Below are 24705 nucleotides of genomic sequence, written 5' to 3' on the forward strand. Positions count from 1 at the left end.
ATGACCGACACGACTGCCCCCACCCCGGGCGCCCCGGCCGGCTCCGGCTCCGCCGGCCGCCGCCCCTTCTATCGTCGCCGCAAGGTCTGCCCGTTCTCGGGCGCCAATGCGCCGAAGATTGACTACAAGGACGTCAAGCTGCTGCAGCGCTACGTCTCCGAACGCGGCAAGATCGTGCCTTCGCGCATCACCGCCGTCTCCCAGAAGAAGCAGCGCGAACTGGCCAAGGCCATCAAGCGCGCCCGCTATCTGGCCCTCCTGCCGTATGTGGTGAAGTAAGATGAAGGTCGTTCTGCTGGAACGCGTCGATAACCTCGGCGCCATCGGCGACGTCGTCACTGTCAAGGACGGCTTCGCCCGCAACTTCCTTCTGCCGCGCGACAAGGCCCGCCGGGCCACCGCCGCCAATCTGAAGGCCTTCGAACTCGACCGCGCCGCCATCGAGCAGCGCAACGAGAAGAACAAGGCCGAGGCTCAGAAGATCGCCGACAAGATCGACGGCCAGACCTACATCATGATCCGTCAGGCCGGTGAAACCGGCCAGCTGTACGGTTCGGTCGCCGGTCGCGACGTCGCCGAGGCCATCCAGGCCGAAGGCGGCAAGGTCGAACGTTCGCAGGTGGTCCTGAACACGGCGATCAAGACCCTGGGTGTCCACGAAGTGCCGGTCCGCCTGCACGCCGAGGTCCGCGCTACGGTCAAGATCAACATCGCCCGCTCCATGGACGAGGCCGAGCGCCAGGCCAAGGGCGAGGACGTGATCCGCAGCCAGTTCGACGATGAGCGCCAGGCCGCCGAGCAATCGGCCCAGGAACTGATCGAAGGCGGAGCCGGTCAACAGGAAGGCTTCGGCGACGAAGCCTGATCCTGGTCTCGCCGGATCGGGGCCCGCCCTGATCCATGGCGAGTCGTAGAGGCATCAAGGGCGCGTTCCGAACGGAGCGCGCCCTTTTTGCCGTCCGAGCGATCCGAACCAAGCTCTGGGCCCGCGCCCATCGTATGACAAGTTTGCAACAGATCGTCCCGCATCGGCATGACGGAACGCCATGCGCACGACCTTGCCTTGACCACTGACTATAGCGATGAACACATTCCAATCGGGCTGGATTTTTGGCTGTTTCCTTAGTGATTTTTTGCGCCGACTAAGCCCTGGACGTCGTTATCGCGGCCGTCGCCGTCCAAGACCACAGGTCGCTGTCATTGGGGATAGTCATGACGCTGATTTCCGGTCGTTCCGTTCTGCTGGCCTTCGCCTCCACCAGCGCGCTGATGTCGGCGCCGTGCGCCTTCGCCCAGGAGGCGCCGCCTTCGACCGATGATGCGGCGGATATCGGCGAGATCGTCGTGACCGGCACGCGCACGGCGGGGCGGACCAGGCTCGATACCATAGCGCCTGTGGACGTGATCACAGGCGAGACCCTGACCCGCACCGGCACGGGCACGGAAACAGCCGCCGCCCTCGCCGCCGCCGCCCCTTCGATCAACTTTCCACGCCCCGCCATCTCCGACGGCTCCGACCATGTTCGTCCCGCGACCCTGCGAGGCTTGGCGCCCGATCAGACCCTGGTGCTGATCAACGGCCAACGCGGCCACGTCGGCGCCCTAGTCAACGTCAACGGCGCCTTGGGGCGGGGCTCGACCGCCTTCGACCTGAACACCATCCCGTCCGTGACCTTGGGTTCGGTCGAGGTGCTGCGCGACGGCGCCTCGGCCCAGTACGGCTCGGACGCCATCGCCGGCGTGATCAACCTGCGCCTGCGACAGGCGCGCGAGGGCGGCGGACTGACCCTGAACTACGGTCGCTACGACACCGAATATGACACCGCACGCGGATCGCACGAGGCGACTGACGGTGAACAGACCTCCCTGTCCGGCTGGGTCGGCCTGCCATTGGGCGAGGACGGCTTCGTCACCGTATCCGGCGAGTTGCAAAAACGCGATCCGACCAACCGCTCCGACTATGCAGCCCCCTCGGCCGTCGTCGGCAACACCTCGACCACCACTGTGCTGGGCCGGTTCGGCGACCCGGCCGTGGAGTCGCAGTCGCTGTGGTTCAACGCCGGAAAACCGATCAGTGCGGACTGGGAAGCCTACGCCTTCGGCGGAATTCAGCACAAGGAAAGCGAATCCGGCGCCACCGCCCGCGCCTACAACAACGCTAACAATGTCGTCGCCATCTATCCGAACGGCTTTCTGCCTCTGATCAACACCGAGATCGTCGATCGCAATCTGTACGGCGGGGTCAAGGGCGAGGCGGCCGGGATCGAATGGGACCTGTCGGTGGGGTATGGCCGCAACTCGCTGGATTACCGCGTCACCAACTCCCTGAACGCCTCATACGGGGCGGGGTCCAAGCGAGAGTTCAACGCCGGCGGATTGAAATATGACCAGCTCACCCTGGGCATCGATGGCGTGAAACCGCTTGAGGTCGGACTGATCGAACCGCTGAACGTCGCGTTCGGGCTCGAATACAGAACCGAAAGTTTCGAAGTCTACGCTGGCGAACCGGCCTCCTATAATCGCGGAACGGGCGGGACAGGCGGCGCGGGCGCCCAGGGCTTCCCTGGTTTTGCCCCCTCGAACGAGGCCGATGAAGACCGCAATAACTGGAGCGCCTATGTTGATCTGGAAGGTCGGCTGACCCCGGCCCTGACCTTCGGCGTCGCCGGGCGTTACGAGGACTATTCCGATTTCGGCGACCAGTTCACCGGCAAGATCTCGGCGCGCTATGACTTCTCGCCCGCCTTCGCGCTGCGCGGCGCGGTTTCTACAGGCTTCCATGCCCCCGCGCTTCAGCAACAGTATTTCAGCTATACGGCGACCAATCTGGTTACACAGGTCATCGGCGGGGTGCCCACCACCAGCCTGATCCAGGCCGGGACCTTCCGCGTCGATGATCCGGTCGCCCTGGCTCTCGGCTCCAAGCCGCTAGAGCCGGAAACCTCGATCAACTATTCGCTGGGCGCCGTATTCCGCTCTGGCGGCTTCGAACTGACGGTTGACGCCTATCAGATCGAGGTGGAGGACAGGATCATCTATTCGGAAAGCCTGGGTACAACCCGCCCGAGCCAGTCGGCGGCCACGACTACGGCGGTCCAGACCCTGTTGGCGCCCTTTGGGGTCAGCGCGGCGCGCTTCTTCCTGAACGGGGTGGACACCACCACCCAGGGGGTCGATGTCGTCGGCCGTTATCGCTTGCCGACGGATTTCGGACGCTTCGACTTCACCCTGGCGGGGAACTACAATGAGACGACAGTAGACAAGACGCCGGGCACGCCCGCCGGCCTGTCGATCCCCGTTTCTCCCAACTTCCTGTTCGATCGGTCCAACATTCTGGCCTTCGAGGATGGCACGCCGAAGACCAAGGTGGTTGGAGGACTGGACTGGACCCTGGGCGATTGGGCGGTCTCGGCCAAGGCGACCTACTACGCCAGCGTCCTGGTCGCCAATAACGCCTCGACACTGGACTATGAGACCGGCGACCACACTCTCTTCGATCTGGAAGCCCGCTATCAGTTCCCCTACGGGGTCGGTCTGGCCGTCGGGGCGAACAATCTGTTCGACGAATACCCGACCTACACGCCGACCACTCTGAACGGCGCCACCGGCTCGGTCGGTTTCCCGAGCTATTCGCCCTTCGGCTTCAACGGGCGGTTCTTGTACGCTCGTCTCAGCTACAGCTTCTGAGGCGTTCGGCCGGGGCGCGCTCAGTTGCGCGCCCCGGCGTCGAATCCACGAGCCCCACAGACGACGGATTCACTTCACCCACAGGGGGGACGATCTGTCCACGGTCGTGGAGGCGTCCGCGACTGACGCAGGCGCGTGTCAGGGGTAAAGCGTTAAGACAATGAACGCCTTCGCCCCCCTGCCCTTCTCGTCCTCGCCGTTGGACTCCAACGGCGTCGCCTCCATGCCTCATAACCTGGAGGCCGAACAGGCTCTGCTCGGCGCCTTGATGTTCGACAACGGGGTGTTCGAGCGTCTCAGCGACCGTCTGCGCGGCTCCCACTTCTACGAGCCCTTCCACCAGCGGCTGTTCGACGCCATCGAGGATCATATCCGTCAGGGCATGCTGGCCGAGCCGACCATCCTGATGGAGCGGTTCAAACAGGACCCCGCCTTCCAGGAGTTCGGCGGCCTGCGCTATTTCGCCGATCTGGTGGACCGAGCCCCGCCGGCGGCCAACGCCCCAGACTACGCCCGCGTCGTCTATGACACGGCCCTGCGCCGCGACCTGATCCGCATCGGCGGTGAAATCATCAGGGAGGCGCCCAATCCGGACGTCCCTGCCGACGAACAGATCGAACAGGCCGAACAAACCCTTTATTCTCTGGCCGAGACGGGCAAGCCCTCGTCCGGTTTCGTCAGCTTCTCCCACGCCCTGTCCGGCGCCGTTCAGATGGCGGCGGAAGCCTATCAGCGCGAGGGCAAGCTGGCCGGTCTGGCCACCGGCCTGCACGATCTGGACCGGAAACTGGGCGGCCTGCACCCATCCGACCTGCTGATCCTCGCCGGACGCCCGTCGATGGGTAAGACGGCTCTGGCGACCAACATGGCCTTCAACGTGGCCCGCGCCTATCAATGGGAGCCGACGCCGGAGGGCCGCAAGACGGTCAACGGCGGGGTGGTCGCCTTCTATTCGCTGGAAATGAGCGCCGAACAGTTGGCCATGCGGATCCTGGCCGATGCGTCCGGCGTCTCCTCCGACAAGCTGCGCAAGGGCGAGATTGACGCTTCGGACTTCGGCAAGCTGCGCGATGCGGCGGTCGAAATCGGCGAGGCGCCCCTCTATATCGACGCCACCGGCGGCATCTCCATCTCCAAGCTGGCCGCCCGGGCGCGGCGGCTGAAGCGGATGGAGCACGGGCTGGACCTAATCATCGTCGACTATCTTCAGCTGGTGACCACCGGCGAAGGCGGCGGGCAAAAGAACCGCGTTCAGGAAGTGTCCGAGATCACCGGCGGCCTCAAGGCCCTGGCCAAGGAGCTGAACGTCCCGATCATCGCCCTGTCGCAGCTGTCGCGTCAGGTCGAACAGCGCGACGACAAGCGGCCCCAGCTGTCGGACCTGCGGGAGTCCGGCTCGATCGAACAGGACGCCGACTGCGTGATGTTCGTCTATCGCGAGAGCTACTATCTGGGCCGGGCCGAGCCGCGCGAAGGCACTGAGGAACACCTGCAATGGCAGCAGGACATGGACCGGCTGCAAGGCCAGGCCGAGGTCGTCATCGGCAAGCAGCGCCACGGCCCGATCGGCATCGTCAAACTGGCCTTCGACGCCGACACGGTCCGCTTCGGCAACCTGGCGCACGGCTATGAGGAAGTCAGCTACGAATAGGGCTCTTCCCTAACCGCCGACTTGCGCCATAAGGCCGCCATGCCCTCCCCCGCCCTGCTGTCCGTCGATCTGAACGCCCTGGCCCGCAACTTCCACACGCTGGAAGCCGTGACCGGCGCGCCGGTTCATCCGGTGGTCAAGGCCGACGCCTATGGGCTGGGCGCCGAGGCCTGTGCGACCCGGCTGATGACCGAGGGGGCGCGGACCTTCTTCGTCGCCCGCGCCGATGAAGGCCTGGCCTTGCGGGCGGCGCTGGGCGATGCGCCGGTCATCTATGTGCTGGACGGCTGCCACGACGGGGCGGCCGGCGTGCTGAAGGCGGCGGACCTGCGTCCAGTGCTGAACCAGCCCCGACAGATGCAGGCTTGGAGCCAGGTCGGCGGCGGCGCCTGCGGCATCCAGATCGACACCGGCCTGAACCGGCTGGGGTTCCGCCCCGAAGACGCGCCGGAGCCGTTCGAGGGCCTCCACCTTGTCATGAGTCACCTGGCCTGCGCCGACGAACCGGACCAGCCGATGAACCGGCGCCAGCGCGACGCCTTCACGGCGGCGGCCGCGCGATATCCGGGCATCACGCGATCGCTGGCCAATTCGGGCGGTTGCTTTCTGGGGCGGGACTACAGCTTCGACGCCGTGCGCCCCGGCGTCTGTCTCTATGGCGGCGGGCCGCAGGGTCGGCCGGACGACAGGATCGCCGCCGTCGCCACCCTGACCGCCGAGGTCTTGCAGGTCCGAGACGTCAGGGCGGAGGAAAGCATCGGCTATTCCAGAGGCTTCGTCGCTGACCGTCCCGTGCGAGCGGCCGTGGTGGCTGCGGGCTATGCCGACGGCGTCATGCGGGCCTATGGACAAGGCGGCGCCGCCTGGGTGTCGGGCGAGATCCGCCCTCTGCTGGGCCGGGTGTCGATGGACGTCTGTACCCTGGACATCACCGGCCTGGACGTCGCGGTCGGCGATCGGGTCGAGCTTTTCGGCGCGAACCGTCATCTGGATGAGGCGGCGGCCGCGGCCGGAACCATCAGCTATGAACTATTGACTGCAATCGGCGACCGGGTGCCTCGCGCCTATTGAGGCGAATGCGACCGCGACTGACGTAGAAGAGGCCGATGAAGGCCCGAAGCTCGGCCCGTCACCCGACGTCGGCTGTCTCTGCTAAGGAAGTCCATGGCTCGCGATTCCGCCCTCTACGTCTGTCAATCCTGCGGCTCGGTCCACGGCAAGTGGTCGGGTCAGTGTTCATCGTGCGGGCAGTGGAACACCCTGACCGAAGAGAGCCGTTCCGCGCCGCCGGGCGCGATCAAGCCTTCGGCGGCCGCTTCGGCGCGCGGACGCGGCCTGCAGTTTGAAACCCTTCAATCCGACACCCCCGAACCGCCCCGCATCACGACGGGCGTGGCCGAGTTCGACAGGGTCTGCGGCGGCGGGGTGGTGCCGGGTTCGGCCATCCTGCTAAGCGGCGATCCGGGCGTGGGCAAGTCCACCCTGCTGCTCGAGGTGGCGGCCAAGGCGGCGCTTCGCGGCGGGCGTATCGCCTATATCTCGGGCGAAGAGGCCGTCGAGCAGATCCGAGCGCGGGCCAAGCGGATGGGTCTGGAGCAGGCGCCGGTCAATCTGGCGGCGGCGACGGCGCTGCGCGACATCCTGGGCACGCTGAAGCGCGAACAGTTCGACATCGTCATCGTCGATTCGATCCAGACCCTGTGGTCCGACGTCCATGAGAGCGGACCGGGCTCCATCACCCAGGTCCGGGCCTGCGCCGGCGAAATGGTCCGACTGGCCAAGACGCAAGGGATCGCCGTTGTTCTGGTCGGCCACGTCACCAAGGACGGCCAGGTGGCCGGGCCGCGCGTGGTCGAACACCTGGTCGACGCCGTCATGACCTTCGAGGGCGAGCGCGGCTATCCGTTCCGCATCCTGCGCGCCGGCAAGAACCGGTTCGGCGCCACCGACGAAATCGGGGTGTTCGAAATGGGCGACAGCGGCCTGCGCGAAGTCGCCAATCCATCGGCCCTCTTCCTGGGCGAGGGCAAGGACCGGGCGCCCGGCGCCGCCGTCTTCGCCGGGATCGAAGGCTCGCGGCCCGTTCTGGTCGAGATCCAGGCCCTGGTGGCGCCGTCCGCCTATGGCACGCCGCGGCGGGCTGTGGTCGGTTGGGACTCCGGTCGGCTGGCCATGTTGCTGGCGGTGCTGGAGGCCCGGTGCGGCCTGGGCTTCGGGGACAAGGACGTCTATCTGAACGTGGCCGGGGGGCTGCGGATCAACGAGCCGGCGGCGGACCTGGCCGCAGCGGCGGCCCTGATCAGTTCGGCCCTGGACATGCCCCTGCCCCAAGGCTGCGTCGTCTTCGGCGAGATCGGCCTGTCGGGCGAGGTCCGCAGCGTGGGCCGAGCCGAGGCGCGGCTGCGCGAGGCTCAGAAGCTGGGCTTCGACCATCTGCTGTGCCCGCCCCTGCCCCAGAGCGCGGGGAAGACAAACGGGGTCAAGGTGACGTCGGCGACGCGGTTGACGGATGTGGTCGAACGAATCTCGCAAAACCGCTATTAGACGGGCGCAACAGTTTCTGGACCTCTGAGTGACCGGTTACGACGTCTTCGCCATAGTGGTGATCCTGTTCTCCGCCGCCGCCGGCTGGGTGCGCGGCGGGGTGCGCGAGATCATCACCCTGCTCAGCGCCCTGCTGGCGGCGCTGATCGCCCTGGTGACCCTGCCCTGGACGGCCATGCTGGGGCGGGCCCTGGTCAATCCCGACTGGGCCGGGACGATCCTGGCGGCGATCGTGACCTTCATGGTCGTCTATTTCGGCATCCGCATCTTCGGCTCCTTCCTGTCCAAACAGGCCCAGGCCCATCCGCAGTTGGGAGGAATCGACCGGTTCATCGGAGTGTTCGTCGGCGCAGGCCGGGCCTTGGTCCTGTTGGGCGCCGTCCATCTGGTCATCGTGGCCGCCATGCCGGGCGAACGGACGCCGAAATGGCTGACCCAGGCGGCGCTCTATAAGGTCAGCGCCGTCGGCGCCCGCGCCATTCAGATCGTCCTGCCCGGCATCGGGCGCGGCGCCGATGCGATCACGCCTGTGGTGGATTCATCCGTGCGCAAAGGGTTTTCGAACGACGAAGCCTTGCCTCGGACGCAATCCGAGACTAACTCGCCGCGCGAAGCCGCCCCGTAAGTTTCCCCCGGTCATCGGAGCCCCACGATGCGCCACCATATCGCCGATCCCGTCGTTCACCGCGAGCACTGGCGCGAGCCGGAGGATGATCAGCTCCGTCTGGAGTGCGGCGTCTGCGGCGTCTGGGGCGCGGACGAGGACGAGGGCTCCGCTGTCGTCGCCCTGGGCCTGCATGCGCTTCAGCATCGCGGTCAGGAAGCCTGCGGCATCGCCAGCATCAAGGACGAACGCTTTTACACCGAACGCCATCAGGGGCTGGTGGGCGAGGCCTTCGGCGGCGCCGACCTGATGACGCGCATGCCCGGTCGCGCGGCTGTCGGCCACACCCGTTACTCCACCGCCGGCGGCAGCTTCCTGCGCAACATCCAGCCGATGTTCGCCGACCTGGACCAGGGCGGCATCGCCATCGCCCACAACGGCAACCTGACCAACTTCAAATTCCTGCACAGCCAGCTGGTCAGCGAAGGCGCCATCTTTCAATCGACCTCGGACTCCGAAGTCATCCTTCACCTGATCGCCCGCAGCCGTAAGGCCAAGATCGTCGACCGCTTCATCGACGCTCTGGCGCGGATCGAGGGCGGCTACGCCCTGGTGGCCCAGACCCGTCACAAGATGATCGGCGCCCGCGACCCTCTGGGCATCCGCCCCCTGGTGCTGGGCCAGATGGGCGAGGCCTGGGTCCTGGCCTCCGAAACCTGCGCCCTGGACATGATGGGCGCCACCTTCGTGCGCGACGTCGAACACGGCGAGGTCGTGGTCATCGACGAGAACGGCGTCGAATCGATCAAACCCTTCCCCGCGCGCGCCGCTCGCCCCTGCCTGTTCGAATACGTCTATTTCTCGCGTCCCGACTCGGTCGTGAACGGCCGTTCGGTCTATGAGGTCCGCAAGGAAATGGGCCGGGGTCTGGCCCGCGAATGGGGCGTGGACGCCGATATCGTCGTGCCGGTGCCCGATTCCGGCGTGCCCGCCGCCCTGGGCTATGCCCAGGAGAGCGGCATCCCCTACGAGATGGGCATCATCCGCAGCCACTATCTGGGCCGCACCTTCATCCAGCCCAGCCAGGGCGCCCGGCAGAAGGGCGTGCGGATGAAGCACAGCCCCAACAAGTCTGCCCTGGCCGGCAAGCGGGTCGTGCTGATCGACGACTCCATCGTGCGGGGCACCACCTCGGTCAAACTGGTCCGCGCCGTCCGGGCGGCCGGGGCCAAGGAGGTTCATCTGCGTTCGGCTTCCCCGCAGATCCTTTTCCCCGACTTCTACGGCATCGACATGCCCGAGCGGGCGCAACTGCTGGCGGCCAACAAGACGCTGGAGGAGATGCGCGAAATGCTGGAGGTCGATTCCCTCGGCTTCCTGTCCATCGATGGCCTGTATCAGGCGATGGGCGAGCCCGGCCGCAACAATGACGCGCCCCAGTTCACCGACCACTATTTCACCGGCGACTATCCCACCCGCCTGCTGGACCGGGAGATCGAGGAAGGCGGCCGGGAGTTTTCGGCGCGACAACTTTCGCTGCTGGTCAGCGCATGATGATCACGGGTTGATGACGCACAACCCAGTTCAAAACAGCCAGCTGCAGGAGGGGAGGCTCTTCCTGATCAGGCTTGGCGGCCGCCTTCTGGCGATTGTCGGGATGTTCTTCGTCTTCAACCTGATCCTGGCGGCAAACCAGTCCGCCCTCTCGCCTTCCACCCTCGCTGGGTTGACGACGGGCTTGGGCGCCGGGCAGCTGCTCTTCGGCAAGCGCCGCTTTCGCGTGCCGTCGATGGTTTGGCAGGGCGTCGGGTCGGTGATGATCTTGGTCGCCGCTACGGCGTCATACGGCCTCGCTAAAGCGGCGTTCGGCGGAAACTGAGTCACATCAGGGCGTCAGCTTCAGCCTGTGATCGCCGCACGCTCGATCCCGCTTGGCGGCCGCCGCAAACGCACGCTAATCATGGCGGATGTCAGACCTGCCCCTCAAAGACCGTATCGCCCTCGTCGTCGGGGCCTCGCGCGGCATCGGCTATGAGAGCGCCCTCGCCCTGGCCAAGGCTGGCGCGCACGTGGTGGCTACAGCCCGGACACAAGGCGGGCTTGAGGAACTGGACGACGCCGTCTTCGCCGCGACGGGCAAGCACGCCACCCTCGTCCCGTTCGACCTGGTCGACGGGGGCGGCATCGACCGGCTGGGCGGAGCGATCTTCGAACGGTTCAAGAAGCTGGATGTCTGGGTCCAGGCGGCGGCGACCATGGGGCCGTCGGGCCTGACGCCGGTGGCCCACGCCGACCCGCGCGAGTTCGCCAAGGTGGAGAAGGTCAACTTCACGGCCGTCTACCGGCTGATCCGCTCGCTGGAGCCGCTGCTGCGCGCGTCGGACGCCGGGCGGGCGATCCATTTCACCAGCAGCGTGGCGACGACGCCCCGCGCCTTCTGGGGCATGTACGCCGCCACCAAGGCAGCCGCCGAAGCTCTGATCAAGGCTTGGGCGGACGAGGTGGAGAGCACCCCGATCCGCGTCAGCGTCGTCGATCCAGGTCGTATGCGCACCGCCATGCGGGCCCAGGCCTTTCCTGGAGAAGATCCCCAGACCCTGCCCCATCCATCGGAAATCGGTCCCCTGGTGGTCGAACTGGCGCGAGGCGACCTGACGCCTCCGCCGACGATCCGATTCCGTGACTGGAAGGCCGGGTTAACGACGGAAGCTCTGGTCTGAAGTCATGCGAGGCCAGAGCCCTTCTGATCGCCGCCAATCAGGGTAGGCGCACCAGCGTAGCCAACCAGCCCTGGGCCTGGGCCAGGTCGACGGCCTCAAACAGCGGTATGGCGAGCAGGAAAACCAGCCCGTCTCTAATCGTGGTCAGAAAGAAGTTGGGCCGCACCGACAGCTCTGGCTCGTCCCGCCAGAGGGAGAAGTCAGGCAGGAAACGAGGCGTCCGCAGCTTGTAATCGGCATAGGCGGCGCCGAAGGTCGCGCCCAGCCATGCCTCTTCGCGGCGAACGGTCAGATAGAAGACCGCCACGGATGCGAGGGTGAACAGCACCGCCAGCGTCAGGCTGCCGCTCTGGGCGCCGATGCCGAAGGCGCCGAAGAAGCTGAAGATATAGAGGGGATTGCGGCTGATCGAATAGGGGCCGCGCGAGACGATCTCGGCCTTCTTGCGCCCTCCGATATAGAGGGAACACCAGGCCCGGCCGACGATGGCGAAGACGATGGCGGCCAGACCCACGGCCTCGACGCCTTCGTGAAGCGGACTGTCCAAGCCCGTGGCGGACTGGGACACCATCGTCAGGCCCACCAGACCCAGCAGGGCGACGAGCACGGCGCCCTTACGCACCTTTTGCACCGCTTGAAGATCGAAGATCGGGGATGTCGCCATGGTGTTCTCCTATCCTCCAGGGATCAAGCGCCGCAGTGGGCCTTGCTGCAAGCCCTATGATTGCAAACGAATATCCCTCTCGAAAAAGGACGCCATCGGAGGGAACTTCAGACAGCCGCGACTCCCGTGCTTGCTCCGCACTCAGCCTATCCGATCCACAGGATGGCGACGATCAGGGCGGGCATGGCGAACGAGGCGGACCAAGACCCTAGCCTTGATCAACACCCCTCGCCATCGGCGTCAGCCGCTCCAGAATGTCCGCCAATTCCTGGGGCCAGATCGTCTCTGTCGAGGCGCGGATCTGGTCGAGGCTCCACCAGCGGTGCTCGGCCAGGACGCGCCGCTCCACCTCGGTCCAGCCGGCGGAGGACAGGTCGAAGCCGTCCCTGCGGAGCAGGAAGAAGCGCTGATCGACGTCGGCCATGCAGCCGTCGGGCAGGCGGAAGCTGACGCGGACGCGGGCGACCTGGGGGCCCGGATCAGCGACGATCAGGCCCGTCTCCTCGAACAGTTCGCGGCGTGCGGCGTCCTCGTAGGTCTCGCCCGGATCGCAGCCGCCGCCCGGCGTGGCCCAGAATTCGGATCCCGCAAGGGGGCCGTCGGCGAAGGCGAAACGGAACAGCAGCACCCGCCCCTGCCCGTCCAGGATCAGCCAGCGCGAGGTCGGCCGGTCGGGAAGGACGGACGCGACCTCGCTCATGAGGTCACTTCTTGGCGCCGCCCTTCTGGCCGGTGCGGATGCGGCCTGAGCGCGACACTTGACGGGCGCCGCCGCGCGCGCCCTTCTGGATCGCAACAGACGATCCGGCCTTCTTGGACGCGCTGGCCTTCAGGCCGCCCAGCACCTTGGGCTGGGCCTTGCGGGTCTTCTTCTGCTCCAGCGCCTTGCCGGGCAGCTTGGACAAGGCCTCTTCCTTCTCGGCCTTCTTGACGCGGCGCGGCGCGGTCTTGGCGTCGCCCTTGTAGCGTTCCGGGCCGGACTTGGCGCCGCCCTCGGCATAGGGATTGGCGCCGCTGGACTTGACGTTCAGGCGGATCGGCGTGCCCGGCAGGTCGAAGCTCTCCCGGATCGAATTGACCAGATAGCGCTTGTAGTGATCCGGCATGGCCTCGGCCCGATTGGCCATCAGCACGAAGGTGGGCGGACGGGCCTTGGTCTGGGCGATGTATTTCGGCTTGATCCGCTTGCCGTCCACGGCGGGCGGCGGGTGGCGCTGGGTCGCCATGGACAGCCAGGTGTTCAGATCCTTGGTCTTCACCTTGACCGACCAGGTGTCATAGGCCTGAAGCACCGCCGGCATCAGCCGATCGACGCCCCGCCCCGAGTGGGAAGACAGGGCCACAAAGGGCGAACCCTTCAACTGAGGCAGTTTGTCTTCCGCCAGGGTCTTCAGCTTGGCCAGCCGCGACTGGGGTTCGTCTTCCAGGTCCCATTTCGACGCGACATAGACGAGGGCGCGGCCTTCGCGCTCGACCAGATCGGCCAGCTGAAGATCCTGGGTGTCGAAGGCGTCGTCCTTGTCCATGACCAGGATCACCACCTCGGCGAAGGTGATGGCGCGGATGGTGTCGGCGACCGACAGCTTCTCCAGCTTCTCCTGAACACGGGCCTTGCGCCGCATCCCGGCCGTGTCGATCAGGCGGATGTTCTTGCCCTCGAACGTCCAGTCCACCGAGATGGAGTCGCGGGTGATCCCGGCTTCCGGCCCCGTCAGCAGCCGGTCGTCGCCGATCAGACGGTTGATCAGGGTGGACTTGCCCGCGTTGGGCCGACCGATCACGGCGATGCGGATCGGCTTGTCCGGCTCGTCGATCTCCTCGACGAAGATGTCCTCCGAACCGGCGCGAAGGGCGGCGTAGAGGTCGGCCATGCCCTCGCCGTGCTCTGCGGAGATAGCGACGGGCTCGCCAAAACCCAGGGCGTGCGCCTCGCCCACGCCGCCGCCGCTCTCCCGGCTCTCGGACTTGTTGGCCAGCAGGATGATCGGCTTGTGCACCTTGCGCAGGCGCTCGGCGAAGATCCGGTCCAGCGAAGTCACGCCTTCGCGGGCGTCCATCATGAACAGGATCAGTTCGGCGTCGTCGATAGCCGCCTCGGTCTGTTCGCGCATCCGCGCCTCGAGGCTTTCGTCGGTGACGTCCTCATAGCCGGCCGTGTCGATCAGCGTCAGGTCCATGTCGCCGATGTTGCCGTCGGCATAGCGCCGGTCGCGGGTCACGCCGGGCCGATCATCGACCAGCGCGAGGCGTTTGCCGACGAGACGATTGAACAGTGTCGATTTGCCCACATTGGGGCGGCCGACGATGGCGACCTTCAGAGCCATGTCGGCCTTCTAACGTAATTCTGGCTGAAAATCAGCGGATACAGATCAACTGACCGGTGTCGGTCAGCACATAGAGGGCGCCGTTATAGGCCGCAGGCGCGATATAGGCGGGCGCGCCCAGCTTCAACGTCGTCTGAGCGACGCCTGTCTTCGGATCGAAGGCGACCGCTTCGCCGTAGGAGTTGACCATCACCAGACGGTTCGAGGCCAGCAGCGGGCCGGACCACTGCGGCGTGATGGTGCGACGGCCGAAGCGCAGGAAGCCGCCGACCTTGCGGGCGCGGCCTTCATTCAGCTCGCGAGTCCAGTAGATCTGGCCGGTGTCGCGATTGGCGGTGATCAGCTCGCCGGACTTGGACACGACGAAGACCACGTCGCCGACCGGCAGGGGCGCGTTCACGCCCGTGACCGGCAGTTGCCATTTGGGTTGACCCGAGCGCAGGTCCAGAGCCGACAGCACGCCTGAATGGCTGACGCCATAGACCATGCCGCGGCTGATCACGGGGCGACCGGCCACGTCGCGAACCTCGGACAGGGCGCTGGTGCGGCTGGTGCGCGACAGGGTCTGTTCCCACAGGGACTGGCCGTTCAGGGCGCTCAGCGCCACCAGCTGACCCGAGGCGAAGGGAGCGATGACGGTGTTTCCGGTGACGGCCGGGCTGGAGGCGCGCATCACGCGAGCCGGCTCGGCGATGCCGCGATAGGTCCAGTCCTGGGCGCCGGTGTTGACGTCGAAGGCGAACAGCTGGCTGTCCACGTCCACGACGAAGACGTGCGAACCGACCACCGTCGGCGCGCCGTGAATGGGGGCGTCTACCGGCTGGGTCCAGGCGACGGTCCCGGTATTGGCGTCCAGCGCCGTCATGGAGCGATAGCCGGAGGAAACGAAGACCTTGCCGCCGGCCACGGCGACGCCACCGCCGAAGCCGCCGTTGCGGTCGCGCTCGCCGTTCTTCACGTCGGTCTTCCACAGAACCGCGCCCGTGTCGGCGGAAACGGCCGAGACGGTCGATTCGCCGTCCAGCACGAAGATTTTGCCGTCGGCCGCGACGACAGGCGCCATGACGTTGCCGACGCGGGCCGACCCGCGGCCGATGTCGCGCTTCCAAGCGATCTTGAAGTCCGGCGCGGCGATGACGTGTTCGACCAGGTTTTCCGCCGTCCCGCCCGGCTGGGTCCAGGCCGTCGCGGCCTGCGGACCCGGCAGGAAATAGGTCCGACCGGACAAGGCCGCCGAGGGCGCCAGCTGCTGTTCGAACTCCAGCACAGAGATGCGCTGACCTTCGGACGCCGTCGCTTTAGGATCGCCCTTCTTGCCCAAACCGAAGGGCAGGTTGCGACTGACGGCGCCGCAGGAGGCCATGGTGGCGGCGACGCCGCAGATCAGCGCGACTTTCAGAACTCGGTTCATCGGGGGCGTCCTGTCAGGGGTCGTCACTGTTGGGCGGGGGCGGTGGACGGAGCGGGGGCGGCCGGCGAAGGCGCCGTCTTGGCCGCATCGACGATGGCCTTGAGGGCGCCGGCCGTGCCCGCGTCGATCGTGGCGACGGCGATATTGGCGCGCTGGCGCACGTCGTCGGGCACGTCCTGGCCCAGTTGCAGCAGAACGAAGGCTTCACGCGCCTCCTTGGTCTTGCCGTGTTGCAGGCGCGCCAGGGCCAGTGCTTCCTGGGCGAAGGCGTGCAGCGGACGGTCGTCCTCGGCCAGGGGCGACAGGCGGGCCTCCAGGTCGGCCAGGGGCGCCGTGTCCATCACCAGAAAGGCGGCCTTGAGAGCGGGCGGGTCAGAAAGGATCGGATCGCCCGACACCTTGGCCGCTTCGTCAAACAGGCGAACCGCATCAGGAATCTTGTTGGCGCTGACCGCCAGGCCCGCCTGTTGTTGCAGGGCCAGAACCTTATAGGCGCCGTTGCCTTCCTTGGCGGCTTCCTCGAAGGCGGCGCGCGCATCGACCGGCTTGTCGGCCCGCAGGGCCTCCATGCCGCGATCATAGGCCTCGGCAGCCTTGGCGGCCTTGCTCGAGTTCAGGCTGTCCCAGCCCCACCAGCCCAGGGCGGCGACAAGGGCGACCACCAGAACGGCGCCCACGACGGGCAGCCAGGTGCGGGCCAGGCGCTTGTACCGGTCGGAGCGAAGCTCCTCCTCGACCTGTTCGAAGACATCAACCACGGAAACGTCGCCCCAAAATCGCAAAAAGCAAACCGGCGCGGACCCTAGAAGGTCGGCCCCTCGCCCGCAACGTCGTCCGTTACTGCGAAGCCGGCTTTTTCGAGAAGTAGGTCTCGACTTCGGCAGGAAAACGGCGGGTTTTCACATCATTGGCGAAAGCGGCGGCCGCACGGTCGATCTCGGTGCGCAGATCGGCGTATTTCCGCACGAACTTCGGCGCCCAGTCGAACAGGCCCAGCATGTCGTTGACCACCAGGACCTGGCCGTCGCAGGCGGCCGAGGCGCCGATGCCGATGGTGGGAACGTCCAGGGCCTCGGTGATCTCGCGCGCCAGCGATTCGGCGACGCCCTCGATGACGATGCAGAAGGCGCCAGCCTCGGCCGTGGCCCTGGCTTCCGCCAGGACCCGATCCCGCTCGACGTCTGTACGGCCCTTGGCTCGGAAACCGCCCTCGGCCAGCACCGCCTGAGGGCGCAGGCCGACATGCCCCATGACCGGAATGCCCCGCCTCACCAGAAAGGCTACGATTTCGGCCAGTTCGACGCTGGTCTCCAGCTTGACCGCCTGGGCGCCGGTTTCCTTCATCACCCGCACGCAGTTGGCGTAGGCCGCTTCGTTGCCCCCCTCATAGGAGCCGAAGGGCATGTCGACCACGACCAAGGCCCGGCGCGATCCACGCACCACCGCCTGACCGTGCAGGATCATCATGTCAAGGGTGACGCCGACGGTGTTGGGCAGGCCGTGCACCGCCATCCCCACGCTGTCGCCGACCAGAAGAACGTCGCAATGGGGGTCGAGCAGCCCCGCCATCGGAGCGTCATAGGCGGTCAGGCAGACGATCGGCTCGCCGCCCTTTCGTCCCGCGATATCGGGGACCGAAATCCGTTTGACGGTCTCTTGAACATGAACGGACATTGGGCGCCTCCTGACCTGAGGGGCGTCAGATAGGCGCGCCGAAGACGCAAGTCACCCTCAGACGTCCTGCGACAGCTTCACAGCTCCCGCCGCCAGCAGGGCCGCCACCGCGCCCGCCGCGATCCAGAAGGCCAGCATGCCTGAGCCGCCCATCAGGTCGATCGACCCAAGTCCCAGGCTGTCCAAGCCGGTCTGGGCCGCGCCCTGGGCCGCGGCTGCGGCGGTCCGCACCCCCTGCGTCAGGGTCGTGTCGGGGTCGCCGCTGAAGTTGAAGTTCACGCCCTCCCGCACGGCCAGGACGCCGCCGACCAAGCCGGCCGCCGTCAGAGCCAGACCGCGCCAGCGCGACCGCTTCTCCAGCCGGGCCTGCAAGGTGGCCACGAACAGCGCCTCATCCGCCAGAGTCGGAGTGCGCGAAAAAAGGCGCTCGATCATCGGATCGAATTCGTCAGCCGACATGGAGCGACCTCCCGTCCGCCGCCACGGGTTGCAACCGCGCGCGGAGTTTATCCAGACCACGTTTGACATGTGACTTCACCGTGCCGAGTGGCAAATTCATGGCTGCCGCAATCTCCGGGTGAGACATCCCCGCGCCGTGGCACAGGGACACGCAGACCCTTTCCGTTTCGCTGAGGGTCCTCAGCGCCTCGTCCAGATCCATGGAGCCGGCCTCATCCTGAGCCGGCGCCGCCTCATCGGCCTCAGCCTCGGCTACATAGCGGGCTTCGCGGGCGACGCGCTTCAGATAGAGGCGGGCGGCGATCTTCTTGATCCAGCCCGCAAAGGTCCCCTGCCCCCGAAATTCCGAACAGCGCTGAAAACCTTGCAGAAAGGCGTCCTGGGCGACGTCGTCGGCCAGGGACGGCGTCGCGCCCATGCGGCGCAGCAGCCCCCGAACCGCCGAACCGTGCCGCCGGACCAGTTCGCCATATTCCCGCCGTCCGCCGGCCGCCGCCTGGGCGGCCAGCTCCACGTCGTGCAGATCGCGTAAGGACTTGCTCATGACGTCCCCCTCCGGTCGACGTCAGGCCTTGTTCGGGTTGAAGAAGCCCAGGATGATGAAGGCGATCCCGATCGCGGCGGGGATGCAGGACAGACCGAGCAAGACTTCTTGGCCGTTTGAGCCAAAGTCGCGGTGCGCCGAACCGATTATCAGCGCGAAACCGGCCAAGCCTGCTCCGGCCGCCAGGCTCAGAACGCCCTTGCGAATGTCCTTGGTCCGCGACGGCAGGCTTTTCTGCACGTCCTTGGTCATGGCGTCGATCAGTTCGGGCGGCAGCGTCTGGCCCTTGTCCACAGCATGGCGGACGGTCAGCTGCATCTCGGTGCGCTCGCGGCTTTTCAGATAGGAGGGGCCCACGATCACGGCGACGATGGAGCCGAAGACGATGAAGACGATGAAGATGGGTGTCAGTTCCATGACAGACTCTCTTTGATCCGTTGTGACAGCCTGATGCGGCGGCCTTCTGATCACAAGAGGCGTCAGCCCGCGCAAACGGATGCGGAAACCCAGATGAAATATCGGTAAGCTGTCTCATGAAGGCGGCTGACGCATCCGGCCGAGGCCGCTAGGGTCGTCTTCATTGTCATTCTAAGGAGCGCCCCATGGCCCATGTCGTCTACCGGATCGTCGAACACGACGGGGGCTGGGCCTATAGGGTCGGCGACACCTATTCCGAAACCTATCCCACGCATGAGGCGGCCAAGGCCGCGGCCGTCCAGGCCTCGCGGGAACAGAAGGTTCCGGACGAGAACGCCGCCATCGAATATGAAACGGCCGACGGTCGCTGGGTGACTGAAACGGCGGACGGCCACGACCGGCCGGTCACCGATGTCGAAGATTGAGGCGAAGACGGTCTTGATCTCACGCCGCGTCCTCCTCGCCGCCGCAGCCGCCGCGCCGCTCGCCGCCTGCGCGTCCGACGGCGGCTTGGGCGGACGGTCCTCCGCTCCAGAGCCGACCGCGTCCTTGACCTTGGCGACCTTCAACATCTGGCACGACATGGGGAACTGGCCCGCGCGGCGGCCGCTTCTGATCGCGGCTCTCCGGGCTCAGAACGCCGATGTCATCGCCTTGCAGGAGGTGCTGGAGGACGCGGACAAGGGGCTGGAAAATCAGGCCGAAACCCTGGCGCGCGAACTGGGCGGCTATCAGGTCGCCTTCGTCTCCACCGATCCCGAAGGCGCGCGGCGCCGCTACGGCAGCGCGCTTCTGACTCGCCTGCCCGTACTGGCGCGCGATTCGGTGCGGCTGGAGCCCCTGGACGATTATCGCACGGCCCTGCGTCTGCGCCTGTCCGTCGGCGGCCGGCCCGTCGACGTCGTCGTGACCCACCTGGCTTGGCAGCAGGACGCCGGAGCCGTGCGCGCCCGCCAGATCGGTCATCTGCTGTCCTGGCTGCCTCAGGACGGGACGCCGCTGATCGTCATGGGTGATTTCAACGCCGCCCAGGACGATCCGGGATTGGCGGCTCTGACCGGCCCGCGTTTCACCAGCGCCCTGCCCGCCGGCGCGGCCGAGACGACCCTCAATCCGGCCAAGGGGCACCCGAACCGGGTCATCGACCACATCTTCGTGGAGCGGACCTTCTTCACCCCCGCCGCCGCCCATCTGTTCGGGGTTCAGCCCACCGGCGGAGAATATCCGTCAGACCATTTCGGGGTCGCCGCGACCGTCGCCTTCAACTGAAGACCTGGGAGTAAAGCTCTGGCTTGAACCCGACCAGCCGCCGATCCCCCAGGTCCAGGATGGGCCGTTTGATCATCGACGGCTGGGCGATCATCAGGGCGACGGCCTTGTCTCGGTTCAGGCCCGCCTTGTCGGAATCTGGCAGCTTCTTGAAGGTCGTGCCGGCGCGGTTCAGCACCGCCTCCCAGCCGTGTTCATCGACCCAGCCGCCCAGGCGCACGGGATCGATCCCCGCCTTCTTATAGTCGTGGAAAACATAATCGACGCCATGCTGTTCCAGCCAGACGCGCGCCTTTCTGACAGTGTCGCAGTTGGGTATGCCGTAAAGCGTCGGGGTCATGGCGAGTTCCTTCACCCCGCGCCTTAGCCGAGGAAAGAAGGCCGCGCCAGATGGGTCGGAAGCAGTCAGAAGCGCTTGGTAAAGCCCAGACTGATCACCCGACCACGTGGGTCGGCCACGACGGGGTCGTATCCGAAGGCGAACTGGGCCAGAGGCGGGGCCTTGTCGGCGATATTGACCGCGCCCAACGTCAGGTCGATGTCGGTCCCGACGGAGCGGGTGTAAAGCAGGTCGATGGTCGTTTGGCTGGCGATCGAGGCGTCGGTGATCCCGCTGCGGTCGTTGGCGTAGCCCGCCGTATAATGAACAAGGCCGGTCAAAGCCTGCCTTCCGTCGCGCCAGTCCAGAACCAACTCTCCCCGATTGCGCGGCAAGGATCGACCGATGTTGTTCAGATTGGTGGACCCCACGCCGGACACGGCGTCGGCGCTCGCATTCAGGCGGATGTCGTAGCGATCGACATAGGTCCAGTCCGCCGCCGCCGACGCCCGTCCGCCCCAAAGATCGCGGCCGTAGCGGGCCGACAGATCCACCCCCTGGGTTTCGATCGACGAGGCGTTGATGAAATAGAGCTGAACGAAGGTCAGGGCCCCGCTCGCGGACCGGGTCAGACGCGACTGGGCGTCCGTACCCGTCCGTCCCGCCAAATCATCGGCCGCCGCCTGGTTGATCACAGCCTGGGCCGATTCCTTGACCACCTGATCTCTATAGTCGAACCGCCAGGCGTCGAGGGACAGCTCCAGCCCGTCCAGCGGACGCCACTGCGCGCCAAAGGTCAGGCTTTCCGACTTCTCAGGCTTCAGCTCCGGATCGCCGGAAGTCAGGGTGTTGACGAAGACGAAGGCGCCGCGATCCAGCACCGAAGGCTGTGCCGCCTGAGCGCCGGACTGGGCGTAGACCGAGGGCGCCCGATAGCCCTGGCCCCAGGACGCCCTCAGGGCGAGGGCGTCCACCACCTCCCAGCGAACGGCCGCCTTGGGATTGAACCGGCCTTCCCCGTCATAGGCTTCATAGCGGCCGGCCAGTTGGGCCTCGATCTGGTCTCCCAGATGCAGACGCGCCTCGGCATAGGCGGCCAAAGCCTGCTGGTCGCCGTCGAAGTCGGGCGAATAGCCGGCCGTCAGCAGGTCGCCGCGGTTGACGAGGTCGTTCCAGTCGTGGCGGAAAGCGCTGCGGCGATACTGAAGCCCCATGGCGAGATCGACAGAGCCGCCGTCCCAGCCCAGGGCCTGACCCGAGGTCGAGGCGTCGGCGGTCGTCAGGCTGGCGGCGCCGCGCAGACCCGCAGAGCCGATCAGACTGTCGATCAGGGCGGCGCTGTTGGGCGCGCCGGTCCCCAGATAGGCGCTTCCGAACGGGTTGAAATATCGGCAGGCGCCGACGCCGGGCGTCCCAGTCGCCGGGTCGCACCCCGGACCGCCCAGGCCGTTCAGGGCGTTTTGCAGGGCGCTGCCGATCACGTCCGGCTTGTCATAGGCGACGTGCTGGCGGCTGGCCGTGGCGGCCAGACTCCAGCGCCAGCCGCCGGAGAAATCGCCGTCCAGCTCCGCGGCGACCCGCCAGGTGCGATAGTCGAACTGAGCCTTCGCCGCCCCGGCCTCGGCGCCGAGAAGCCGACCGCGAAACAGGACGTCTTCTCCGAACGGATTGTCGGGATGGGACGCGGAGACGCTCAGGGACCGCGCCAGAATGGGCAGGGACGGCGTCTGGCGCGCCGTGGTCGAGGTGGCCGAGCCCGCCGCCTGCAAGGACAGGCGCATGTCCCCCACGGGGCGTCGATAATCGGCGAAAACCTGGGTCCGCGTCTCTTCCGGCGCCAGGTCGAAAAAGTCCGAATAGTCCAGTCGGCAGAAGGCGTCGGTCGCTGAGTTGAGATAGGCGGACTGGAAGGCAGGGTCGCCGCAGCTCGGATCGGGCGAATAGGCGCGGCGGCTGGGCCGGTAATAGGAGCCGGGCTGGCCGTAGCTGGTCACGGCGGTCCAGGCGGCCCGGCCATAGGTCTGCGCCTGGGCGAAATCCCTTTCATCCGTGCTCAGGGCCGAACGGTGGAAGCGGGACGCCGCGACCGTCAGATCGCCGCCCAGCAGCGTCCAGCCCCCGAGCCCCTGGACCAGGGTTTCGTCCGATCCGTCGGCGAAGGCGTAACGGGCGCTTAATTCCGGATGATCGACCGCGGTGCGGGTGATGAAGTTGACGACCCCGGCGACCGCGTCCGATCCATAGACGGCCGAGGCGCCGTCCTTGACCACTTCGATCCGCTCCAGGGCGATCAGGGGGACGAGGGCGTTGATGTCCACGAAGGCCGAACCGTCGGTGGCGACCACGGCGCTGGAGGTCCAACGCTGGCCGTCCACCAGGACCAGGGTCGAACCCAGGCCGAGGTTTCGCAGATTGAACTGCGCCGTGCCCGAGCTTTGCGGCTGATTCAGCTGATCGACCTGCGCCTCAGAACCCGAATTGGCCGTCACGAGCCGGGTGAGCTGACCCGCATCGCCTACTCCTGCGGCGGCGATCACCGTGCGGTTCACGGTTTCCACCGACGCAACCCGATCTCCCCCGGCCAGACGCGATCCCGTCACCACGACCTCTTGCACCTGAGCGGGCTGCTGCGCCTGGGCCGCGCCCGCGACGGCGACGGCCCAGCCGGCGGCGGTCGCCATCCAGAGTCTGCGCTTCGTCATATCGGTCTTCCCCCGTGGTCCAAGCCGGGGCTTTTACCGACACTTCGCTGCTTGTGAAGACTCAATTTTGCAATTTTGCAGATTTGCCCCACTGCGTTGGCCGAAGCGAACCTCGCCCATTGATCCCGCCATGTAACCGGTTACGGTGGGCCAAAACGCAGCGACCTAGGGAAGAAGCATGGCGGACGTCCGTCTGATCGACGTGAAGAAGGCGTTCGGCGCCGTAGAGGTGCTGAAGGGCGTCGATCTGGAGATCGCGGACGGCGAATTCGTCGTCTTCGTCGGCCCGTCCGGCTGCGGCAAATCCACCCTGCTTCGCACCATCGCCGGCCTGGAAGAGGCGACGACGGGGGACGTCTGGATCGGCGGGCGCCGGGTCAACGCCCTGTCGCCCTCGGATCGCGGCGTGGCCATGGTCTTTCAGTCCTACGCCCTTTATCCGCACATGACGGCCTATGAAAACATGGCCTTCGGACTGAAACTGGCCAAGACGGACAAGGGCGAGATCGATCGGCGCGTGCGCGCGGCGGCCGAGGCCCTGAGCATTACCGACTATCTGGATCGCAAACCCAAGGCCATGTCCGGCGGCCAACGGCAGCGCGTCGCCATCGGCCGCGCCATCGTGCGCGAGCCCCAGGTGTTTCTGTTCGACGAGCCTCTGTCCAACCTGGACGCCGCACTACGGGTGCGGATGCGCTACGAGTTCGCGCGGCTGCACGGCGAGCTTAAGACGACCATGATCTACGTCACCCATGATCAGGTCGAGGCCATGACCCTGGCGGACCGCATCGTGGTCTTGAACGGGGGGCGGATCGAACAGGTCGGGGCGCCGATGGCGCTTTATCAGCATCCGGCCAATCTGTTCGTCGCCGGATTCATCGGCAGCCCGAAGATGAACCTTCTGAAGGCCGAGATCGTCGAGGCTTCGCGAGAAGGCTCGGTCGTCAAGACGGCTGGAGGCGAAAGGGTGCGGGCGGCGGTGGACGCCTCGACCGCCCAGCCGGGCGCCGCCGTCACCCTGGGGATACGGCCCGAACATATCGTCCTGAACGGCGGTCGCGACAGCCTGTCGGCCCAGGTCCTGTTCGTCGAAACCCTGGGCGCAGTCACCATGGCCCATCTGAAACATCCCGCCTCTGACGAGACCCTGACGGTCCAGACGCCCGGCGAGCGCCGTCTGACGGTCGGCGAAACCGTCAGCCTGTCGGCGGCGCCCGCAGACGTCCATCTGTTCGACGCAGAGGGTTGCGCCTTCCCCCGCCTGTGACCGAGGCTGGACCGCGCGGCGTCAGCCGCGCTTTTCCTCGTCGCCGATGAAGGCGCCGGCGATCCAGCTCACCACGCCCGTCACGATGGCGGCGCCGATCCCCGCCCACAGGCCGTTCACGGCGAAACCGCCCAGGAACATGGCGGTCAGGCCGATCATGGCGGCGTTCACCACCAGCAGAAACAGCCCCAGGGTCACGATGGTGATCGGGAAGGTCACAATCACCATGAAGGGCCGCACCACCGCATTGACCAGGCCCAGAATCAGGGCGGCCGCGATCAAAGAGCCGGTGTTGGTGAAGGCGACGCCGGGCACCACCTGGGCCGACAGCCAAAGGCCGATCATGGTGACGACGGCCTGAATGATGAAGCGGATCATGATGTCCTCAGGGCTGGAAGCGTCACCATAACGCGCGATCCCGGCAAAAGGCTCCCCTCGATCCGTCGCGC

Annotated in this window: 25 protein-coding genes; 13 read left to right on the forward strand and 12 right to left on the reverse strand. The window is 66.5% G+C overall.

Annotation, left to right across the window (positions count from 1 at the left end; translation table 11 throughout):
• From rpsR to AC1RKE_RS00955, 10 genes are all read left to right on the forward strand, one after another.
• A complete protein-coding gene (gene rpsR, locus AC1RKE_RS00910) occupies positions 1–279 on the forward strand; it encodes a 30S ribosomal protein S18 (protein WP_054766014.1) in 279 nt (92 codons plus the stop codon).
• 1 nt (position 280) lies between these two features.
• A complete protein-coding gene (gene rplI / locus AC1RKE_RS00915; protein WP_183217132.1) occupies positions 281–865 on the forward strand; it encodes a 50S ribosomal protein L9 in 585 nt (194 codons plus the stop codon).
• 347 nt (positions 866–1212) lie between these two features.
• On the forward strand, positions 1213–3687 hold the full coding sequence (locus AC1RKE_RS00920; RefSeq protein WP_395941951.1) for a TonB-dependent receptor plug domain-containing protein: 2475 nt from the start codon (positions 1213–1215) through the stop codon (positions 3685–3687).
• A 160-nt stretch (positions 3688–3847) separates the two neighbouring features.
• The gene (locus AC1RKE_RS00925; RefSeq protein ID WP_348684734.1) at positions 3848–5338 is read left to right on the forward strand and encodes a replicative DNA helicase; all 1491 of its coding nucleotides are present in this window, start codon (positions 3848–3850) and stop codon (positions 5336–5338) included.
• 39 nt (positions 5339–5377) lie between these two features.
• Positions 5378–6409, forward strand: coding sequence for an alanine racemase (alr, locus tag AC1RKE_RS00930; protein WP_191558459.1), 1032 nt, complete (start codon positions 5378–5380; stop codon positions 6407–6409).
• 93 nt (positions 6410–6502) lie between these two features.
• Complete coding sequence (gene radA / locus AC1RKE_RS00935; RefSeq protein WP_182715072.1) at positions 6503–7882, forward strand: DNA repair protein RadA; 1380 nt, start codon at positions 6503–6505, stop codon at positions 7880–7882.
• Positions 7883–7910: 28 nt separating this feature from the next.
• On the forward strand, positions 7911–8507 hold the full coding sequence (locus AC1RKE_RS00940) for a CvpA family protein (protein ID WP_054766020.1): 597 nt from the start codon (positions 7911–7913) through the stop codon (positions 8505–8507).
• Positions 8508–8534: 27 nt separating this feature from the next.
• Positions 8535–10040: an amidophosphoribosyltransferase gene (gene purF, locus AC1RKE_RS00945; protein WP_054766021.1), complete on the forward strand. Its 1506-nt coding sequence runs from the start codon at positions 8535–8537 to the stop codon at positions 10038–10040.
• A 10-nt stretch (positions 10041–10050) separates the two neighbouring features.
• Complete coding sequence (locus AC1RKE_RS00950) at positions 10051–10365, forward strand: hypothetical protein (RefSeq protein ID WP_191558461.1); 315 nt, start codon at positions 10051–10053, stop codon at positions 10363–10365.
• Between the two features lie 88 nt (positions 10366–10453).
• Entirely contained in the window at positions 10454–11206 is a 753-nt protein-coding gene (locus tag AC1RKE_RS00955) for an SDR family NAD(P)-dependent oxidoreductase (protein ID WP_348684910.1), read from the forward strand.
• 37 nt (positions 11207–11243) lie between these two features.
• On the opposite strand, the gene AC1RKE_RS00960 is transcribed toward AC1RKE_RS00955, so the two are convergent.
• The 9 genes from AC1RKE_RS00960 to AC1RKE_RS01000 form a co-directional block, all read right to left on the reverse strand.
• On the reverse strand, positions 11244–11870 hold the full coding sequence (locus tag AC1RKE_RS00960; RefSeq protein ID WP_348684908.1) for a methyltransferase family protein: 627 nt from the start codon (positions 11868–11870) through the stop codon (positions 11244–11246).
• Positions 11871–12078: 208 nt separating this feature from the next.
• Positions 12079–12570 (reverse strand): NUDIX hydrolase, encoded by a 492-nt coding sequence (locus AC1RKE_RS00965; RefSeq protein WP_333897623.1) that lies wholly within the window; start codon positions 12568–12570, stop codon positions 12079–12081.
• A 4-nt stretch (positions 12571–12574) separates the two neighbouring features.
• On the reverse strand, positions 12575–14194 hold the full coding sequence (der, locus tag AC1RKE_RS00970; RefSeq protein ID WP_054766026.1) for a ribosome biogenesis GTPase Der: 1620 nt from the start codon (positions 14192–14194) through the stop codon (positions 12575–12577).
• Between the two features lie 31 nt (positions 14195–14225).
• Entirely contained in the window at positions 14226–15605 is a 1380-nt protein-coding gene (locus tag AC1RKE_RS00975) for a PQQ-binding-like beta-propeller repeat protein (protein ID WP_333897081.1), read from the reverse strand.
• 23 nt (positions 15606–15628) lie between these two features.
• Positions 15629–16363, reverse strand: coding sequence for a tetratricopeptide repeat protein (locus AC1RKE_RS00980; protein WP_333897080.1), 735 nt, complete (start codon positions 16361–16363; stop codon positions 15629–15631).
• Positions 16364–16442: 79 nt separating this feature from the next.
• Positions 16443–17279, reverse strand: coding sequence for a 3-methyl-2-oxobutanoate hydroxymethyltransferase (gene panB, locus AC1RKE_RS00985; protein WP_333897079.1), 837 nt, complete (start codon positions 17277–17279; stop codon positions 16443–16445).
• Between the two features lie 57 nt (positions 17280–17336).
• Positions 17337–17738: a hypothetical protein gene (locus AC1RKE_RS00990; protein WP_054766030.1), complete on the reverse strand. Its 402-nt coding sequence runs from the start codon at positions 17736–17738 to the stop codon at positions 17337–17339.
• The gene (locus tag AC1RKE_RS00995; protein WP_348684758.1) at positions 17728–18282 is read right to left on the reverse strand and encodes an RNA polymerase sigma factor; all 555 of its coding nucleotides are present in this window, start codon (positions 18280–18282) and stop codon (positions 17728–17730) included. Before AC1RKE_RS00995 ends, AC1RKE_RS00990 begins: the two co-directional genes overlap by 11 nt.
• Before the next feature lie 21 nt (positions 18283–18303).
• A complete protein-coding gene (locus AC1RKE_RS01000) occupies positions 18304–18699 on the reverse strand; it encodes a DUF6249 domain-containing protein (RefSeq protein WP_054766032.1) in 396 nt (131 codons plus the stop codon).
• A gap of 185 nt (positions 18700–18884) precedes the next feature.
• Here AC1RKE_RS01000 and AC1RKE_RS01005 point away from each other — a divergent pair, with 185 nt between their 5' ends.
• Together AC1RKE_RS01005 and AC1RKE_RS01010 are read left to right on the forward strand one after the other, a co-directional pair.
• Entirely contained in the window at positions 18885–19124 is a 240-nt protein-coding gene (locus AC1RKE_RS01005) for a DUF2188 domain-containing protein (protein WP_054766033.1), read from the forward strand.
• A gap of 13 nt (positions 19125–19137) precedes the next feature.
• Positions 19138–19968, forward strand: coding sequence for an endonuclease/exonuclease/phosphatase family protein (locus AC1RKE_RS01010; protein WP_287395128.1), 831 nt, complete (start codon positions 19138–19140; stop codon positions 19966–19968).
• Here the strand turns inward: AC1RKE_RS01010 and AC1RKE_RS01015 are convergent.
• Together AC1RKE_RS01015 and AC1RKE_RS01020 are read right to left on the reverse strand one after the other, a co-directional pair.
• The gene (locus AC1RKE_RS01015; protein ID WP_054766034.1) at positions 19961–20308 is read right to left on the reverse strand and encodes an ArsC family reductase; all 348 of its coding nucleotides are present in this window, start codon (positions 20306–20308) and stop codon (positions 19961–19963) included. The genes AC1RKE_RS01010 and AC1RKE_RS01015 overlap by 8 nt on opposite strands.
• Before the next feature lie 65 nt (positions 20309–20373).
• On the reverse strand, positions 20374–22989 hold the full coding sequence (locus tag AC1RKE_RS01020) for a TonB-dependent receptor domain-containing protein (RefSeq protein WP_395941954.1): 2616 nt from the start codon (positions 22987–22989) through the stop codon (positions 20374–20376).
• 178 nt (positions 22990–23167) lie between these two features.
• On the opposite strand from AC1RKE_RS01020, the gene AC1RKE_RS01025 reads away from it, so the two are divergent.
• On the forward strand, positions 23168–24256 hold the full coding sequence (locus AC1RKE_RS01025) for an ABC transporter ATP-binding protein (protein WP_348684304.1): 1089 nt from the start codon (positions 23168–23170) through the stop codon (positions 24254–24256).
• Between the two features lie 21 nt (positions 24257–24277).
• Here the strand turns inward: AC1RKE_RS01025 and AC1RKE_RS01030 are convergent, their stop codons facing one another.
• Positions 24278–24634 carry a phage holin family protein gene (locus AC1RKE_RS01030; protein ID WP_348684303.1) on the reverse strand — a complete coding sequence of 119 codons (357 nt, stop codon included), beginning with the start codon at positions 24632–24634 and terminating at the stop codon, positions 24278–24280.
• Positions 24635–24705 lie beyond the last annotated feature (71 nt).

It is taken from the genome of Brevundimonas sp. GW822-FHT03E11, assembly GCF_058801445.1.

What these genes read in the sequence shown, in the direction of transcription:
- panB (WP_333897079.1), bottom strand. Translation starts at nt 17,279, where the DNA reads ATGTCCGTTCATGTTCAAGAGACCGTCAAACGGATTTCGGTCCCCGAT.
- alr (WP_191558459.1), top strand. Translation starts at nt 5,378, where the DNA reads ATGCCCTCCCCCGCCCTGCTGTCCGTCGATCTGAACGCCCTGGCCCGC.
- AC1RKE_RS01015 (WP_054766034.1), bottom strand. Translation starts at nt 20,308, where the DNA reads ATGACCCCGACGCTTTACGGCATACCCAACTGCGACACTGTCAGAAAG.
- AC1RKE_RS00990 (WP_054766030.1), bottom strand. Translation starts at nt 17,738, where the DNA reads ATGTCGGCTGACGAATTCGATCCGATGATCGAGCGCCTTTTTTCGCGC.
- AC1RKE_RS00965 (WP_333897623.1), bottom strand. Translation starts at nt 12,570, where the DNA reads ATGAGCGAGGTCGCGTCCGTCCTTCCCGACCGGCCGACCTCGCGCTGG.
- AC1RKE_RS00960 (WP_348684908.1), bottom strand. Translation starts at nt 11,870, where the DNA reads ATGGCGACATCCCCGATCTTCGATCTTCAAGCGGTGCAAAAGGTGCGT.
- AC1RKE_RS00955 (WP_348684910.1), top strand. Translation starts at nt 10,454, where the DNA reads ATGTCAGACCTGCCCCTCAAAGACCGTATCGCCCTCGTCGTCGGGGCC.
- purF (WP_054766021.1), top strand. Translation starts at nt 8,535, where the DNA reads ATGCGCCACCATATCGCCGATCCCGTCGTTCACCGCGAGCACTGGCGC.
- AC1RKE_RS01020 (WP_395941954.1), bottom strand. Translation starts at nt 22,989, where the DNA reads ATGACGAAGCGCAGACTCTGGATGGCGACCGCCGCCGGCTGGGCCGTC.
- AC1RKE_RS00920 (WP_395941951.1), top strand. Translation starts at nt 1,213, where the DNA reads ATGACGCTGATTTCCGGTCGTTCCGTTCTGCTGGCCTTCGCCTCCACC.
- AC1RKE_RS01005 (WP_054766033.1), top strand. Translation starts at nt 18,885, where the DNA reads ATGGCCCATGTCGTCTACCGGATCGTCGAACACGACGGGGGCTGGGCC.
- der (WP_054766026.1), bottom strand. Translation starts at nt 14,194, where the DNA reads ATGGCTCTGAAGGTCGCCATCGTCGGCCGCCCCAATGTGGGCAAATCG.
- AC1RKE_RS00925 (WP_348684734.1), top strand. Translation starts at nt 3,848, where the DNA reads ATGAACGCCTTCGCCCCCCTGCCCTTCTCGTCCTCGCCGTTGGACTCC.
- radA (WP_182715072.1), top strand. Translation starts at nt 6,503, where the DNA reads ATGGCTCGCGATTCCGCCCTCTACGTCTGTCAATCCTGCGGCTCGGTC.
- rplI (WP_183217132.1), top strand. Translation starts at nt 281, where the DNA reads ATGAAGGTCGTTCTGCTGGAACGCGTCGATAACCTCGGCGCCATCGGC.
- AC1RKE_RS01025 (WP_348684304.1), top strand. Translation starts at nt 23,168, where the DNA reads ATGGCGGACGTCCGTCTGATCGACGTGAAGAAGGCGTTCGGCGCCGTA.
- AC1RKE_RS00975 (WP_333897081.1), bottom strand. Translation starts at nt 15,605, where the DNA reads ATGAACCGAGTTCTGAAAGTCGCGCTGATCTGCGGCGTCGCCGCCACC.
- AC1RKE_RS01030 (WP_348684303.1), bottom strand. Translation starts at nt 24,634, where the DNA reads ATGATCCGCTTCATCATTCAGGCCGTCGTCACCATGATCGGCCTTTGG.
- AC1RKE_RS00995 (WP_348684758.1), bottom strand. Translation starts at nt 18,282, where the DNA reads ATGAGCAAGTCCTTACGCGATCTGCACGACGTGGAGCTGGCCGCCCAG.
- AC1RKE_RS01000 (WP_054766032.1), bottom strand. Translation starts at nt 18,699, where the DNA reads ATGGAACTGACACCCATCTTCATCGTCTTCATCGTCTTCGGCTCCATC.
- rpsR (WP_054766014.1), top strand. Translation starts at nt 1, where the DNA reads ATGACCGACACGACTGCCCCCACCCCGGGCGCCCCGGCCGGCTCCGGC.